Genomic DNA, 16,626 nt, shown 5'->3' on the forward strand with positions numbered 1-16,626 from the left:
TCATGAAAAAAACACTACTTATTTTAGCTCTAGCCTTAACAACCACCAACGCCATTGCAGCTACGAATCACTCAACAATGGAGCATAGTGCAATGGATCACAGTAGTATGGATCACTCACAAATGGACACTACTAAAATGGACCATCAGATGATGAATATGAAAAGTATGTCTGATGTGGGTATGCCTGCGACAGGTTCAAAACCCGATAAAGTGGCCTATGTCATTCTCTCGGATGATATGCAAATCACCTTCAAACAACCTGTCGATATCAAGCCTAATGACGTGGTGCAATTTGTGGTTATCAACCAAGGTAAAATGGCACACGAGTTTTCAATTGGCTCTCCACAAGAGCAAGCACAAGCTCGACAAATTGGACAAGATCACCATATAGAAAGTGGTAATGCAGTTACAGTCGCACCAGGAAAAGCCAAACAGGTCTTATGGCATTTTCACGGCGGTAACAAAATTGAATTTGCTTGTAATATGGCTGGTCATGCCACCGCAGGTATGACCCAAACAATCACCTTATAAGTCTTTATTAAAAACGAGGTAGATCATGTGTTCTACCTCGTTTTATTTAACTATTCAAAATCAGCATAATACTTAACGAATTTATCAGTGATAATTTCATCTAATGCATTAATACCACTGTAAACATCAATATCTAGCGCATGCAACTTGTGCTCAATATCCGTTGCTGACGCTGAAAAGAATAATGTTGGTAAATGAAAATAACTACCAGCAAGACTTTGGTTTCGCGCTGTTAAATAATCCACTGTATAATCAAAAATACGCTGCTGAATCTCTATACCTTCAGCTAATGACGATACCCTAAATGCTAATGGTTGTACCCAGTCTAAGTGTTGCCCTTGATAAGTAGTCAAAGGTTGGGTTAACGGTTCAGTTTGTCCTTGAATTGACACTAATGCCTGTGCTAATGCCATCGATGCATCAATCACTTCAACATTTTCTGGCAGTATCCCTTGTGCTTTAAATCGCTGACAACTGCTAGCCGTTAAAGCTAATGGCAATTCAGTGCAACCTAAGATCACTTTTGAACAGCCTTGTGTTGCTATTTCATCACATATCACTTCACATAATAATATTTCCGCTTGCTTGGTGATTTGAGCGGTTTTAATACCAAAATTGGGATTATAAATTGCTTCCATTATCTTAGCTTGATTATCAACAGAAGGCTGCGTGGCTTTAATTCCCTGCTCTGTTAAGGCTGTTTGATATAATTTCGATTCTATTAGACTGTTAACCCCCATGACTAAAACCGTATCTTGACAACCTTGTAGCGACGTTGCTGTCTGTTGAATCATATCGACAAAAGTTACTGGTATCTCTGGCAAAATACGTCGAAATAATTCATGAGCACTATTGCAGGCTAAACCAAGCTGATCAACGGCTAAATATTGCATTAATCGTAATGTATAGGCCGCGGTATCATATTTACGTAATTCGGGTATATCAGTTGGTAGCCATTGTTGCATCACTTCTTGAGGCTTATAGGCTAAACGTGAATTACCAAAAGCGACAAATTGATAGTCACTGTGCATTGGTAACGATGCCATTTTTAGCATTAGATCGACCATAGCTTCATTGCCCATACCACCAATGACACCAATACGTGGCGAGTGTAAATTATCCGTAATTTTCATAAGCTCACTGACTCAACATTTATGACTGAAGTGAATAGCTTACAAATTCAGCTGTTTTTTTCTTTGATGAGTACAATCAATCCAACCAATAAATTGATAAATGTGTTAGTAAATATTTCGAAACACAATGGCTATAATGTATTACTACACTACAGCCAATAAAAAAGCAGCCCCAATGGGAGCTGCTTCTAACAGTCAGATCAACGAAGAGAATTACTTCTCGTCAGTTGATTCTTCAAGTGACTCTACACCACGATGATTGATCTGAAGTGCTTGTAAAAAGTTACGTAATACTTGATCTTTACAGTCACGGTAGTGTTTATGATCTACTTTACGGAAGAAAGCACTTAATTCATGCTTGCTTAAACGAAAGTCAACTAATTTAAACAAATCAAGAACATCTTCTGCTTTTAGATTAAGTGCAATTTGTAATTTTCTAAAAATAATATTATTTGTGATTTTTATCTCTGGTGCTGGTTGAGCACCTTCTTTTTTGCCGCGTTTTTGATTAATAAAGCCATTTAAGAAAGTAGCAACTTGCTCATCAGAACAACTTTTATAACCTTCAGCATCATCTGCTTTTAACCAGCTACACACTTGCTCACGTGTCACTTCACAATCAGCTGCTGCAAAAATAGCGATCATCTCGCTATCATTTAAATCAAAAGTATAGCGAACACGGCGCAAAACATCGTTATTAGTCACAATTTATCCAATTTAGTATGCCGTGGTTGCAATAATCACAGCGAAATTATCGGCGAAGAATAACAGATAATCCATTGCTATTCACCCGTATCTAGTAGCTTTTGCACATCAACTATACCGATCAGAGCTTTGTTCAATGGATTTTTCTCGGCAGTAATCAATAATCTTCCCTGACCATTCCAATGAATAGCTTCCCACTGTGAATAAATACCTAACCGTTTATAAATGCCCGTCGACCAATCTGGCTCGTTATTCTTCACTTTTACCAACCAAATGAATGAGTACCCTAAATACATATTTTTACGGTAGCCAATGAAGGCTAAGGTTGCTGTTTGTGGATCATAATCAACCCCAGTAATTAAACCTTTACTTGGATATTCAGCAACAGGTTTAACATATTGCATTTTATCTACTATTGATGTGTTTATACGATACAGTTTTGTGTTTTCATCTTTCCAGTTTTTTGTAAACAGCCATAACTGATCACCAACAATGGTAATCGCTTCACTGTCAAAATTATGCTTATTAAACCAACCTTTTTTAAAATCAGTATATTGGTAATTTAATACTGCCGTTGGCGTTACGACTTGTTGGTGACTAAGTTGACTTTTGGCGACTTTATAAATAACACCACCTTTACGCTTGGCAAGATTGTTACCAACATCGCCAATATATAGATATTGCTGATCTTGCGCTAAGTCTTCCCAATCTCGATTAAGGCTTTTATTAATTTTTACCGTCTGTACAACAGCTGTTAAATCATGATTTAATCGATAAAGCTTATTTTGACCATAAGTATCATTCTGAGTCCAAATATCACCATCAATAATAGCTAACCCCGATGTCTCGCTTAGCTTTTTAGGCATATATGCCAAAATATCTACATAAAGGGTATTCCGTACAAAATAAGTAGCTACCATACTGCATGAAGACAGTAATAATACAGCTATCAATCCTATTAGAATTCTTTTCATTATTAATTAGTTACCCATATATTACACAATATAACAAAGCAATAATTAACCATCATATCATTATCTTTAACATATGAAAAATCAGTATAAACCATACAAAAACATGAGATAAATAGGCATTTTTTATGATTAACAACCATAATTAACCCCAAACCTATTAATTTACGTTTACTTAGGTATGGCAGGTAAAATGATATTCAATATTTCGCACTTCATTAAATATAACACAAGTTAGTAATATTGTGCCTGTTATTAATAAGTTTTCAGGCATATTCAATTCAACTCGCACCTCTGAGCGGCACTAAATATGTCGGTGATTTAGCTGAATTAGAAAAAAAACGCGTGTTACGAGTATTGGTCGCAGCAGATTTGGGTTTTTATTACATCGAAGATGGTATCACTAAAGGCATTATTGCTGATTTATTACAACACTTTGAAAAAAATATTCATAAAGTTCATCCAGCGCTACATTTACAAATCATTCCTGTTCATCGTGATAATTTACTGCCTTATATTGTTAGTGGATTAGGTGACTTAGCCATAGCTAATATTACCATTACTGCTGAACGCAAAAAACAAGTCGCTTTTAGTCAACCGGTATTAAGTAATATTTCAGAAGTATTAATTAATAACCAAAAACAGCCACCTTTCAATACAGTAACTGATTTAAGTGGTCAAACTATATGGATCAGAAAAAGTTCAAGTTACTACCAAAGCTTACTTAAAGTTAATAATAAATTAAGGATGCAAAATTTACCTATTGCATCAATATTATTTATTGATGAAACATTACAAGACTATGAATTATTGGAATTAATAAATTTAGACTTATTAAATGCAACGGTAATTGATGATCATAAAATAAAAATTTGGCGACCAATTTTAAAAAACATTCGAGTAAACGATAGCTTTGTTTTACGCAACAATGGTGAGATAGCATGGGCAATGCGTAAAGATAGCCCTAAGCTTATGAGTTTAGTTAATCAATATATTAATACCGTTAAGGAAGGTACATTAATAGGCAACATGATTTATAATAAATACTTGGAAAATCATCGTTGGCTTCATACTCTACTTGATCCTAACAATATTGATCGAATGGAAAAGTTATCACATACTTTTTTTCGTTACTCAAAACAGTACGATTTTGATTATTTAATGCTAATGGCACAAGGGTTTCAAGAATCAGGACTAAATCAACATAAAGTGTCAAATAAAGGGGCCATAGGTATAATGCAAATATTACCCAGTACTGCTCGTGATCCTAATGTTGACATTCCTAATATTTATACATCAACCAATAATATTCATGCCGGTATTAAATATATGCGTTTCCTACAAGATCAGTATTTTAGTAACAATGAAATAGATTATGATAATAAAATTTACCTCTCATTAGCCGCTTATAATGCAGGACCTGGTAATATCAATAAAATGAGAAGATATGCCAAAGAACAAGGCTATAATCCTAACGTTTGGTTTAATAATGTTGAGCTTATTACTCGTAAACATATAGGATTACAGCCCATTGTCTATGTTAATAACATAAATCGTTATTTCATTGTCTATAAACAAATAATGAAACTTAAACGCTTTCGTGACTCTGGAGTTCGACCATTTATTCCACCGTATCGATTTGATGGTTCAGTCTTATTTAAATAACCTACATCGAAAAATATATTATGCATACAATATAACTGCGCATCCAATACGCACTTTTATATTATGCTTTTAAATTAGGGATAGATAAATGTTTCATACGACGTTCTTGTTTTTGAAAATACCATAATTTACGGTTTTTAGATGATTTTTTCATTACATTACCAATCACAATAAAAATAGAGTAAATATCATCCTATTATTTAGCCTTAATGTAAATTAATGCAGCCAACAACGACACACCATCTTTACAATGTTAAATTGTAATATTGATACAACAAATATACTTCACCTCTGGAAGTTACACTATCCCCCCACAAATCCCACCTCACCATTTTAACAAGCTGACATCATTAACGACATCAATAGTTAAAAAACAAGGGGAAAATGACGCTTATTCTGTAACTCACATCACAAAATAACATTTCTTCCATTATAAATATCGCTTGAAAAGCGTTTTTTTTAACATCTTTTACTGTCTAATTTCTTAAAATAGCAAGCGATTGCGTAATTTTGAGAAATAAGTTCTTGTCAGTTGCAAAAAAAAGCACTGGATTAAAAATGCGATATATATCACTTTATCTGAGAATGAAATCGTTCAGCATAACCACATAAACAGATAATAATCACACTGAGCACAATCCAATATGGTCTATCTACACTTTATACTCGGGTTAGTCGTTATTGCAGTATTAGCGTTACTTGCTAGTAATAACCGTAAAAACATTAAATATCGATATATTCTTCAACTGCTTATTATTGAATTAGCATTAGCATACTTTTTACTTAATTCATCAGCTGGTACTGGCATAGTTAAAGAATTTGCTGACGCATTTAATGGTCTGCTTGCATTTGCGGCTGATGGCACTAATTTTGTGTTCGGTAATTTATCGAATAACAATGATTTTAACTTCTTCCTCAGTGTGTTGATGCCAATTGTCTTTATTTCAGCATTAATTGGTATTCTACAACATATAAAAGTCTTACCTTATATTATCAAGGCGTTAGGTTTTTTACTTTCGAAAGTTAATGGCATGGGTAAACTTGAATCATTTAACGCAATCAGCGCATTAATGGTTGGTCAGTCTGAAAACTTTATTACTTATAAAGATATTTTAGGCGGTATGTCTGAGCGTCGTATGTATACCCTTGCAGCTACAGCAATGTCGACAGTTTCGATGTCTATCGTTGGCTCATACATGAAACTTATCGACCCTAAATATGTAGTAGCGGCATTGTTCCTTAACATGTTTAGTACTTTCATCATTCTTTCTATCATCAATCCTTACGATCATGAGGCTGAGATGGATATCGATGAAATGATGGCAGCTGAAAGTGGTGAAAAATTAACATTCTTTGAAATGCTAGGCGAATACATTTTAATGGGCTTTAAAGTCGCCGTTATTGTTGCTGCTATGCTAATTGGTTTCATCGCACTAATCTCAATGATCAATGCGGGCTTTGATGCCGCTTTTGGTATCAGTTTCCAAAACCTAATTGGTTACTTATTCTACCCTGTTGCATGGCTTATGGGTGTACCTGCTCATGAAGCATTACAAGCAGGCAGTATCATGGCAACTAAATTAGTTACCAATGAATTTGTTGCTATGATGGATCTTCAAAAACAAGTGGGAAGCTTATCTGCACATACTGTCGGTACGGTTTCAATCTTCCTTGTTTCATTCGCGAACTTTAGTTCTATCGGTATTATTGCTGGTGCGGTGAAAGGTGTGAATGAAGAAAAAGGTAATATGGTTGCTCGTTTTGGCTTGCGTCTACTTTATGGTTCAACATTAGTTAGTGTGTTATCAGCACTAATAGCAAACATCATGCTATAAGATTATAAGCACTTCCGTTAATAATCAGGAGCTTCTTTTTTGAAGCTCTTATTCTATCTTTCCTCATGATTTTCACTTCTGCTCTTTATTTACTTCTGCCTCACCATCAAACTGCAACCAATTACACTACCTGTTACTAAATAAGAAATATTAACTTCCAATTTTAGCCCCTTTAATTTGTATGATAAATAATTTAAATTTTGTGCCACTCATCACATAAAATTCGATTTAGCGAAAACATGTCCTGAGCCGATTAATAATTATAACCATGAGGCTTATATGTTAAATAAAACCATTTCAGGTGCCGATCTTGTCGTTGAAACTCTAAACGCACATGATGTTCCACATATTTTTGGTATCCCCGGAGCTAAAATCGATTCAGTTTTTGATGCTGTATGTGATAACGGTCCTGAAATCATTATTTGTCACCATGAACAAAATGCCGCTTTCATGGCAGCAGCAACTGGACGTTTAACAGGCAAAGCAGGTATCTGTCTCGCCACATCTGGTCCAGGCGCATCAAACCTTGTTACGGGTGTTGCGACAGCAAATAGTGAAGGCGACCCTGTTGTTGCACTGGCTGGTGCGGTCCCGCTTTCGATGTATTCTCATAATACGCACCAATCAATGGATACACGTTCACTGTTTAATCCTATTACTAAATTCTCAGCAGAAGTAATGGACAGTGCCTCAGTCCCTGATGTGGTTCATAAAGCATTCCGTATTGCAGAACAACCGACTCAAGGAGCGAGTTTTGTTAGCTTACCTCAAGATGTGCTAACTAATCAGATTCCGTTTATTCCCGTACAACAACCTAAGCCAATTTTATTTGGTGGTGCTCATCCGCAAGCAATTCGTCAAGCAGCAGATCGTATTAATGCAGCCAAGAATCCAGTATTGCTATTGGGTATGGATGCCAGTCAACCCTTTGTAACAACTTCTATTCGTCAATTACTGCAACAAACTAAAATTGCAGTAGTTAACACATTTGCTGCAGCTGGTGTTATTTCACATGATTTATATGATTGTTTCCTTGGCCGCGTCGGCTTATTTAAAAACCAACCGGGTGATATGGCATTAAACAATGCTGATTTGATTATCACTATTGGCTACAGTCCAATCGAATATGATCCTATTTTATGGAACAAAAATGGTAAAACGCCGATTATTCATATTGGTTACCAACAAGCAGATTTAGAGATTAGTTATAATCCAATTTTTGAAGTTGTTGGTGATGTTGCTGTGTCTGTTGATGCTATTGCTGCAGAATTAGATCAACGTGAACCTCTTGAAAATAACAAAAAACTTCAAGATTTACGTCAAGACCTACAACATATTATGCGAATGGGTGTTAACAAAACATCATCTATGGGTGTCCACCCACTACGCTTTGTACATGACCTACGTCGCTTCGTGAGTGATGATACAACCGTATGTTGTGATGTAGGCTCTATCTACATTTGGATGGCGCGCTACTTCCATGCTTTTGAACCACGTCGCTTGTTATTTAGCAACGGTCAACAAACACTAGGGGTTGCCTTACCTTGGGCTATCGCTGCTTCATTGCTGACTCCTAATGAAAAAGTTATTTCAATGTCTGGTGATGGTGGCTTCTTATTCTCATCGATGGAGTTAGCAACCGCTGTTCGCCATAAATGCAATATTGTTCACTTTGTTTGGACAGATCACAGTTACGACATGGTTAAAATTCAGCAACTGAAAAAATATGGTCGTGAGAGTGCCGTTAGTTTCATGGGTCCAGATATTGTTAAGTATGCGGAAAGTTTTGGCGCACATGGCTTGGCAATTAACAATGCTGATGATATCGAGCCAGTACTTCGTAAAGCAATGGCATTAAGTGGTCCAGTATTAGTTAACGTTAATGTTGATTACCGCGATAACAGCCGTCTACTTGATCAACTTCACCCTTGCCAACAAGATTAAGAGGAACACATCATGAGTCATCAAAATAACGATAAAACGTTTTATCAAACATCAATGATGAGTGCCTTAATTGCAGGTTTATACCAAGGTGATTTTACAATTGGCCAATTACTTGATCATGGTAATTTTGGTATCGGTACCTTCAATGATCTTGACGGCGAGATGATTGTTTTAGGCGATGAGGTATATCAACTTACTAGTACTGGCGATGTGCATCTTGTAAATCATGATATTACTACACCATTTGCTGGTGTGGTTAATTTCGAGCCAACTGATACAGTCAGTCTTATTGAGCTAACCAAATCTGAGTTTGAAACTTGCTTAGAAAAAGACTTTGTTGCTAATAACGCCATTAATGCGATTCGTTTAACAGGTAAATTCTCATACGTTAAAACCCGTACAGTACCAGCACAACATCGTCCTTATCCGCCAATGGTAGAAGTGGTGAAGCATCAACCGATTGCTGAAATGACTCATGTCTCAGGTGTCATGATTGGCTTTAAGATCCCTGAATACATGATCGGTATTAATGTTCCAGGATTCCATTTCCACTTTATCAGTGATGATCGTACTCAAGGTGGTCATGTTAGTGACTTTATTTTAACTGAAGGCATAGCTGAAGTTGAGATATTTAAAGATTTCCACTTACGTATGCCTGCATCTCAAGAGTTTGATCGCGCAGATTTAAATCCAGATGATCTTAAAGCGGCCATTCATACCACTGAGAAATAATACTGCCTAAACAAATACTTTAAAGCCCTAGCTTTTACCGAGATAGGGCTTTTTTTATTGTTTAAAAAAAAGGTTATTGACAGTTTCTATAACTATATTTATTATCCGCGCCAACTAAAGCAATCGATTACATTTTATTGCTTTTTCATCAAATATATCACTCCACAATGCAGCTGATCCTCATCAGTTGTCTTTCTATTTTTATAAATATGAGAGACTTTAATTTTGGGATTCATAATGCACACTGATACACAAACCAAAACAACTTCCCCACGCCACGCTAACTGGCAAAACAAAGCAATTTTAAGTGTTGCTTTTTTAATGGCGACGACCTCTGTTGGCCCTGGATTTTTAACGCAAACCGCTGTATTTACCAATATCTATAACATTGATATGGCTTTTCCTGTTTTTGCTTCAATGTTTATTACTTTTGGTATTGTCATGAACTTATGGCGTATCGTTGGCGTCTCTGGCTTACGAATTCAAGACATTGCCAATAAAAGTAGCACCTGGAATGGGATACTTTATTGGCATCCTATTAGCGCTTGGCGCGGTTGCTTTTAACTTTGGTAACGTTAGCGGCTCAGCACTTGGCATGAATGTTCTCACAGGGCTAGATACTACCTGGGGAGCCATTTTTACAGGGATAATTGGTAGTCTGTTATTTATTGTTCATAACGCATCTAAACGTATGGATCAAATGGCGCGTTACTTAGGCTTATTAATGATCATATTAATTGCTTATGTCGCACTCACCAATTTACCGCCACTCGCACCAACAGTGATCGCTGCAATAGTACCTTCTGATTTTTCAAACCTTTTATTACCAACATTAACAATCGTCGGAGGAGCCGTTGGCGGCTATTACACTGGCGCACAACGCTTAATCGATGTGAATTTAACAGGCACTGAAAATACCCACAATGTCACCAAAACCGCATGAGCAGGTATTTCTATTGCGGTCATTATTCGTATCTTATTATTTTGTGCAGTATTTGGGGTGATCACAACTGGAGTAACGTTAGAGCCATCAAACCCTGCAGCAGATGCATTTCGTCATGGTGCGGGTGATATTGGTTACTTTATTTTTGGATTGGTATTATTTGTCGCTTCAATTACTTCGGTGGTCGGCAACTCATACATGGCAATATCATTAATACAAACGCTTTTCCCTGTTGTTGCCCGTAATGAAAAATCATGGTGTGTTGGGTTTATCATATTCACAACTCTTGGCACTGTATTAATGAATATGCCAATCCTGTTACTGATGCTAGCTGGACTTGTTAACAGCATCATTTTACCCATAGTACTAGCTACAGTACTTGGTGCTACACGTAACCCCAAAATCGTAGGAACTTACAAACACCCACTCTACCTTACGGTAATTGGTGTCACTATTATCCTTATTATGAGCCTAGCAAGCCTTTCTAATATTAGTGGCTTTATCACTAAATTTATTGGCTAAACATTAGGGGTATGTCGCTAGGCATACCCTTTAGCGACTGATTTATATCAACTAATAAAATAAAAAAACATATGAGCTGAATTTTGCCAAGCACCCCATAAGCCATAAATATAATAAATATCAATATAAAGAGCACTAATGGTTGTCTTTAGGTATAGGTTTTAGTTATATTAGAATAACACCAATTTCGTTATTCTTATGTAGAACGATAAGATATGACCTATTAACCATTATAAAAATAAGATGAATCGTTAAAAAATGAATATAAAGATTGAAACTCTTAGCTCATTTATTGCTGCTGCCGAATATGGTTCGTTTAGTGCTGCTGCACGACAGCTGAATAAAACTCAAGCTGCAGTTAGCCTCACTATCCAAAACTTTGAAATTGATTTAGGATTTCAAGTCTTTGATCGTTCAAGCAAGTGCCCTCGCCTAACAGAAAAAGGTGAGCATGTATTAAAAAATGCCAAAATAATGATGGCGCAATATCAAACATTTCTTGAGCGCTCATTATCTATTTACCATATGAATGATGTAAAAATCAAAGTCGGTATTGATCCGCTAGTATGCAATGAAAAAATACTTTCAATAATCAAAAGGTTATCCTCTGACTTGCCTAATATTGAATTGTTTATTATGCAACAAAACAGTAAGCGTTTAGCTGAAGAAATCAAAGCTAAAAATCTTGATATTGCATTAGGTATTTTTGATCACGAAAATAAAATTAACCTAGAGTATACTCAAGCATTCAATATCAATGTTAGCTGGGTGGCTACTCAATCGTACCTTGATAAATATAACGCGGGTGCGACAACATTAAGCTACCAAGATTTTTGTCAGCAACGTCTATTGATCCCTGCATCTTTAGATTCATTGCCATTTGATGAAGCAAAAGCAGCACTACAGCTATGGCATGTTGAAGATATCCATACTATTTTGTCATTATGCCGTGAAGATATTGGCATTTGTTGCTTGCCTGATTTCGTATTAAAACATGACCTTAAAAATGAAATGCTAAAAAAACTTAATCTTTCATTCAGTAAAATTACCAGTAATGTATGGTCCGCTTCGCTTATTTACCCAATTGGTTCTCAATTAAGCCCAGCGATTCACTGGCTGCAAGGGCAATTTACCGACATAGAATCATTTTAAATTACCGCCTTTAAGCATGAGCAGTTTGCTCATGCTTACTATTACTTTTCTGATCTACGTAACATTGACAATATTCTCACATTATAAGAACCCCTCCCTCTTTTAACCTTCGCTTTAGACATCAATTTTCCATTTATAATTGTATAGTTATGCATATTATTCGATTACAGAAAAAACAGCACCTTACCAGTAAATAATTGTTACCAACAATTACAAGCACAATTTATTTAGCACTATTATTACCAATACGTAAAGGTCATTTACTTTTTAATGGCATTGTCATTAAATATGTTTGGAATATAATGGTCACCAATGGCACAACAGTGATATTTTAAAAAAAAACACCCGTGTCGAGTTCACAGAACTTGAATTTTGATTGATTTAATTGTCTTATATCAAAGAAATTCATCACACATAAGATATCAGGTAGCCGCCCTGCGTGTTGTGGCTAATAAAAAGTCATTTTGTAGCAACGGATCAGCTCATCTATTAAATGATGGAAGACCATCCCCTGAGAATGATATCTAGGGTTCACTTTTTGAGGTATTCGTTATGTCACGAATCGTTATTGTAGGTGGCGGTGCTGCCGGTATAGAACTATCGACTTTGTTAGCAAAAGCTAACCGTAAAAAACATGAAATTATTTTGGTTGAACCAGAAACAGATCACTATTGGAAACCCCGTTTACACGAGATTGCTGCAGGTACCTTTGATCGCGAGTTAGATTCAGTTTGCTACTTCACCCATGGAGCAATTAATGGTTACCAACACTATCAAGCGGCAATGACTGATATTGATCGTGAAAATAAAATGCTTTGTGTTCGCCGCAATGATGGCACAGAAGCTGCGGTAAAATATGATTACCTTGTTGTCGCTGTTGGTGCTGTAAGTAACGACTTTAATACGAGTGGTGCTCGTGATAACTGTATTTTCCTTGATTCAGCAAGCCAAGCCCGTCACGCATGGAATAAAATCAGTCAATTACTACGTGAAGGTGATGATCGCACTGTAAATATTGTCGGCGCAGGTGCAACTGGTGTTGAACTTGCAGCTGAACTTGCGCGAGTAAGTCATAAATTACAGCGTTACAATGCCGCAAAGCTAACAATCAACTTAATTGAAGCTGCTGATCGTGTGTTACCAAATAGCCCACAAAAAATGTCAGCAAAAGTATTAAAAGAGCTACAACGAACAAATATTAATGTGCTTTTAAATACGCGTATTAGTGAAGTATCAGAACATGGTATGGTAACGGCTGATAATCAATCACTAGAAGCTGATATTCAATTTTGGGCTGCGGGTGTCAAAGCACCTGAATGGCTTAAAGGCGTTGGTGGTTTAGAATATAACCGCATGAACCAAATTATTGTTAATGCGAATTTAACCACGACTGTTGATGATAGCATTTTCTCTTTAGGTGATTGTGCATCAATTCCACAAGCTGATGGCAGTTTTGTTCCGCCAAAAGCACAAGCGGCGAACCGTGCAGCAGTGCATTTAAGCAAAAGTTTAACTAGCTTATTACGTGGTAAAGAACTGACCGACTTTGAATTTAAAGATGGTGGTATGGTTGTCGCTGTTGGGCATCACTTTGCTGTAGGTTCATTTGCTCCTCAGTCAAAAATGGCAAACAAGTTGGTATTTAAAGGACGCCTTATTCGTCGTCTTTACGATACTATTTTCCGTCTGCACCAACGTACTGTTGAAGGTATGTTTACTGTATCACGTTTAATTATTACTAAACGCTTAAAAGCATTATTCCAGCCTAACGGAATGTAGTAACTGGCATCACATGTGTATTCGGCTAATCCCATTAGCCGAATACTTAATACCGAATATTTAATATCTGATATTTAATACTTAATATCTAATACTTAATACTTAATGCTTAATGCTTAATGCTTAATGCTTAATGCTTAATGCTTAAATATATAACTAATGATGTTTTCATCATTAGCATTTAATACTCTACATATAATATAAGATCAATATAATGAAAAAATTCTTTGCTAAATTATTCGGTAATAATACTGAAGGTTCAACGTCACCTTTTATTAAATTGCACCCTGCAATTGATAATGGAATAAAACCAACAAGTAATACATTTAAAGGTGGGTTAATTAGCTGTCATTGCCGAAAGAATAAAGTTAATGTTAAATTAACCGGACAAACAGCCCATAACCATGCTTGTGGTTGTTCTAAATGCTGGAAACCTAAAGGCGCTTTATTTTCACAAGTAGCGGTTATTCCACGTGATAATGTTGAAGTTATCGCAAATGCTAAAAAACTAATTATTATTGATGAAACAGCAACGATTCAGCGTCACGCTTGTAAAGATTGTGGTGTCCATATGTATGGTCGTATCGAAGATACTAACCACCCATTTTATGGCTTAGATTTCGTTCATACAGAGCTTTCTAGTGAACAAGGCTGGTCTGCACCTACTTTTGCTGCGTTTGTCTCATCAGTGATTGAAACGGGTACCGATCCTAAGTCAATGCCTGAAATTCGCGAACGTTTTGAGTCATTAGGTTTAGAAGCTTACGATTGCTTATCTCCTGACTTAATGGACGCAATTGCAACACATATCAGTAAAAAATAAATAAAATAGCTGCTAATTTATTTCATTATAATGGTGCCCTTTTAAGTTGTGCCTTATTAGGGCGATCAATTTTTGATTATTCCTATTTAGTAATAATCAATTACAGTATTCGTTATTGTGAAAAATAAAAATAAGCATAATATATATCACATCAACCCAATATATTTTTCGTTGCTTATTATTATAATTAATTTCCATATTTCAAATAGGTACTACTAAACACGGTACTTTTAAAAAAGTTGTTTATAATTAATTATAATAAACCTACAAAATAAATATTATCCAATAACTATTAAATAAGAGAAAAATTATGTCTATATCTCTACACCCTTCAATTGATAACGGTTTTGCGGCTACTAAAGAAAACTTCCAAGGTGGCGTATTAAACTGTAACTGTGCGTCAAATACTGTACGTGTAAAACTATCTGGTCAAACTGCACATAACCATGCTTGTGGTTGTTCTAAATGCTGGAAACCAGAAGGCGCAGTATTTTCACAAATCGCTGTTATTTCACGTGACAATGTTGAAGTAATTGCAAATGCTGAAAAACTTGTTGTTATCGATGAGTCTGCAGCAATCAAACGTCACGCTTGTAAAGAATGTGGTGTTCATATGTACGGTCGTATTGATAATACTAATCACCCATTCTTTGGTTTAGATTTCGTTCATACTGAACTATCTACTGATGAAGGTTGGTCTGCTCCTGAGTTTGCTGCATTTGTTTCTTCAATCATCGAAACAGGTACTGATCCAAAAGATATGACGGCAATCCGTGCACGTTTAAATGAACTTGGCCTAAACACTTACGATTGCCTATCTCCAGCGTTAATGGATGCAATCGCAACACATGTTTACGCTCAAAATCACGCATAATAATATTTACATAACTATTGTGTGAAAAATTAAGCAACATCTCTTTGAAGATGTTGCTTTTTTTTATTCGTTTTTTATATCACTAACACAAAAAAAACAAACGTGACACAAATCACATTTATATAACCACTTAAGACCTAATTTAATATCTTGGTCTAACCTAACATTTGGCCTCTATTGAGCACTTGATATTATATTCGTATCCAAAAAACCTCACATTATTACATGCAAGTAATAATGATTTTCCATTTATGGGGATTATCAATTTTCGAGAAATAAATATAATAGCTACATCAAGTCACAATGACAATGTTAAACCTGTGGCTATAATTAACAACGAACACCATGCTTGATCATGGGTCGCAAATATTTAAGAGAGTAAACGATGACTGACAAATTTATCAAATCAAAAGCTGCTATCGCATGGGGTCCAAAACAACCTCTTTCTGTTGAAGAAATTGATGTAATGCTACCACGTGCTGGCGAAGTATTAGTTCGCATCGTTGCAACTGGCGTATGTCACACAGATGCATTCACATTATCAGGCGACGATCCAGAAGGTATCTTCCCAGCAATCCTTGGTCACGAAGGCGGCGGTATTGTTGAAATGGTTGGTGAAGGCGTAACAAGTGTTGAAGTTGGCGACCACGTTATCCCACTTTACACAGCAGAGTGTGGCAAATGTAAATACTGCCTATCAGGCAAAACTAACCTTTGTCAGGCAGTACGTGAAACTCAAGGTAAAGGCCTAATGCCAGACGGCACAACCCGTTTCTACAAAGACGGTCAGCCAATTTTCCATTACATGGGTTGTTCTACTTTCTCTGAGTACACTGTACTTCCAGAAATTTCTTTAGCAAAAATCAGCAAAGAAGCGCCACTTGAAGAAGTTTGTCTACTAGGTTGTGGTGTAACAACTGGTATGGGTGCAGTACTTAACACTGCTAAAGTTGAAGAAGGCAATACTATCGCTGTCTTTGGTCTAGGCGGTATCGGTCTTGCTGCAATCATCGGC

Annotated in this window: 13 protein-coding genes and 1 pseudogene; 11 read left to right on the top strand and 3 right to left on the bottom strand. The window is 36.2% G+C overall.

Annotated features, from left to right (window positions below):
- Positions 1-2 precede the first annotated feature (2 nt).
- Positions 3-533 carry a copper-resistant cuproprotein CopI gene (gene copI / locus BTN98_RS06980; protein ID WP_061000420.1) on the top strand — a complete coding sequence of 177 codons (531 nt, stop codon included), beginning with the start codon at positions 3-5 and terminating at the stop codon, positions 531-533.
- Between the two features lie 50 nt (positions 534-583).
- On the opposite strand, the gene BTN98_RS06985 is transcribed toward copI, so the two are convergent.
- From BTN98_RS06985 to BTN98_RS06995, 3 genes are all read right to left on the bottom strand, one after another.
- A complete protein-coding gene (locus BTN98_RS06985; RefSeq protein ID WP_061000418.1) occupies positions 584-1,666 on the bottom strand; it encodes an aspartate/glutamate racemase family protein in 1,083 nt (360 codons plus the stop codon).
- A 213-nt stretch (positions 1,667-1,879) separates the two neighbouring features.
- Positions 1,880-2,371: a YehS family protein gene (locus BTN98_RS06990; protein ID WP_061000415.1), complete on the bottom strand. Its 492-nt coding sequence runs from the start codon at positions 2,369-2,371 to the stop codon at positions 1,880-1,882.
- Between the two features lie 77 nt (positions 2,372-2,448).
- Positions 2,449-3,345 carry a membrane lipoprotein lipid attachment site-containing protein gene (locus BTN98_RS06995; protein WP_061000413.1) on the bottom strand — a complete coding sequence of 299 codons (897 nt, stop codon included), beginning with the start codon at positions 3,343-3,345 and terminating at the stop codon, positions 2,449-2,451.
- 240 nt (positions 3,346-3,585) lie between these two features.
- Here BTN98_RS06995 and BTN98_RS07000 point away from each other — a divergent pair, with 240 nt between their 5' ends.
- From BTN98_RS07000 to BTN98_RS07045, 10 genes and pseudogenes are all read left to right on the top strand, one after another.
- Complete coding sequence (locus BTN98_RS07000) at positions 3,586-5,007, top strand: MltF family protein (RefSeq protein WP_240616111.1); 1,422 nt, start codon at positions 3,586-3,588, stop codon at positions 5,005-5,007.
- Positions 5,008-5,651: 644 nt separating this feature from the next.
- Positions 5,652-6,842, top strand: coding sequence for a NupC/NupG family nucleoside CNT transporter (locus BTN98_RS07005; protein ID WP_061000410.1), 1,191 nt, complete (start codon positions 5,652-5,654; stop codon positions 6,840-6,842).
- A gap of 279 nt (positions 6,843-7,121) precedes the next feature.
- Positions 7,122-8,786, top strand: coding sequence for an acetolactate synthase AlsS (alsS, locus tag BTN98_RS07010; RefSeq protein WP_061000408.1), 1,665 nt, complete (start codon positions 7,122-7,124; stop codon positions 8,784-8,786).
- A gap of 12 nt (positions 8,787-8,798) precedes the next feature.
- Positions 8,799-9,518, top strand: a complete 720-nt coding sequence (budA, locus tag BTN98_RS07015; RefSeq protein WP_061000405.1) for an acetolactate decarboxylase — start codon at positions 8,799-8,801, stop codon at positions 9,516-9,518.
- A gap of 237 nt (positions 9,519-9,755) precedes the next feature.
- Positions 9,756-10,983: pseudogene (locus tag BTN98_RS07020) on the top strand (NRAMP family divalent metal transporter).
- Between the two features lie 258 nt (positions 10,984-11,241).
- Positions 11,242-12,135, top strand: coding sequence for a LysR family transcriptional regulator (locus tag BTN98_RS07025; protein ID WP_061000402.1), 894 nt, complete (start codon positions 11,242-11,244; stop codon positions 12,133-12,135).
- Between the two features lie 552 nt (positions 12,136-12,687).
- Entirely contained in the window at positions 12,688-13,914 is a 1,227-nt protein-coding gene (locus BTN98_RS07030) for an NAD(P)/FAD-dependent oxidoreductase (protein WP_061000965.1), read from the top strand.
- Between the two features lie 214 nt (positions 13,915-14,128).
- Positions 14,129-14,737: an S-(hydroxymethyl)glutathione synthase gene (gene gfa, locus BTN98_RS07035; RefSeq protein WP_082732232.1), complete on the top strand. Its 609-nt coding sequence runs from the start codon at positions 14,129-14,131 to the stop codon at positions 14,735-14,737.
- A gap of 310 nt (positions 14,738-15,047) precedes the next feature.
- Positions 15,048-15,611: an S-(hydroxymethyl)glutathione synthase gene (gfa, locus tag BTN98_RS07040; protein WP_061000963.1), complete on the top strand. Its 564-nt coding sequence runs from the start codon at positions 15,048-15,050 to the stop codon at positions 15,609-15,611.
- Positions 15,612-15,996: 385 nt separating this feature from the next.
- On the top strand, positions 15,997-16,626 hold a 630-nt coding region (locus BTN98_RS07045; RefSeq protein ID WP_167390197.1), incomplete at its 3' end, for an alcohol dehydrogenase catalytic domain-containing protein.

Source organism: Photobacterium aquimaris (assembly GCF_002954455.1).
Classification (GTDB): domain Bacteria; phylum Pseudomonadota; class Gammaproteobacteria; order Enterobacterales; family Vibrionaceae; genus Photobacterium; species Photobacterium aquimaris.